Source organism: Methylobacterium sp. WL18, assembly GCF_008040015.1.
GTDB lineage: Bacteria > Pseudomonadota > Alphaproteobacteria > Rhizobiales > Beijerinckiaceae > Methylobacterium > Methylobacterium mesophilicum.
In genome coordinates this window covers 1-761 of the sequence record NZ_VRVD01001151.1, presented here as the reverse complement: position 1 = coordinate 761, position 761 = coordinate 1, and the positions used below count along the sequence as shown (strand labels likewise).

At 74.1% G+C, this 761-nt stretch carries 1 protein-coding gene and 1 pseudogene; one reads left to right on the top strand and one right to left on the bottom strand.

The features are described from left to right. The coding region (locus tag FV228_RS31475; RefSeq protein ID WP_147857946.1) for a DJ-1/PfpI family protein at positions 1-526 on the bottom strand (526 nt) is incomplete at its 3' end. A 52-nt stretch (positions 527-578) separates the two neighbouring features. Here FV228_RS31475 and FV228_RS34630 point away from each other — a divergent pair. Then, positions 579-761, top strand: a pseudogene (locus FV228_RS34630) (GlxA family transcriptional regulator); the annotation flags it as partial.

Sequence of the window (761 nt, the reverse complement as noted above, 5' to 3'; positions counted from 1 at the left end):
ACTCGGCCGCGAGCTGCAGCGCGCCGTCGATCCCCGCGGTGACCCCGGCGGCGAACAGCCAGGTGCGGCCGTCGGCATCGGGGTCGATCACCACCCGCGCGTCCACCGCCTCCGCCCCGAACCAAGGCAGCAGGTGGACCGCGTTCCAGTAGGTCGTCGCCCGCCGCCCGACCAGCAGCCCCGCCGCCCCGAGCAGCAGCGCGCCGGTGCAGACCGAGAAGACGTGGGAGGCGCCCGAGGCCTGGCTGCGGATCCAGCCGAGCACGGCGGCGTCGCGCATCAGCGCCTCCTGGCCCTGGCCGCCGGGGATGTGCAGCACGTCGAGGCGCGGCGCCTGCGCCAGGGTGGCGTCGGGGGTGATCCGGAGGCCGCGCAGGTCGCGCACCGGGTCCAGGCTCGGCCCGTAGATCCGGTAGGTCGCATTGGGGATCCGCGACAGGACCTCGAACGGCCCGGTGAGGTCGATCTGGTCGAGCCCCTCGAACAGGAGCGAACCGATCTGCAGATGGGTCTCGGGGGGAATCATGCGGGCCTCCGCGCTGGACAGGGAGACCCTACCGCGCCACGGTCTGGCCGAGATGCCAAAGACCCCTCGTTTCTCGCCAGATACCCCGCGCCCCGTGGAGCTGCTGGCCTTCCCGGCGGTGCAGCTCCTCGACGTCGCCGGGCCGCTCCAGGTCTTCGCCACGGCGAACGACCTGAGCGGCGGGCTCGCGCCCTACGCGCCGCGGGTGATCGCGGCCGGCGACGGGGCGCTCACC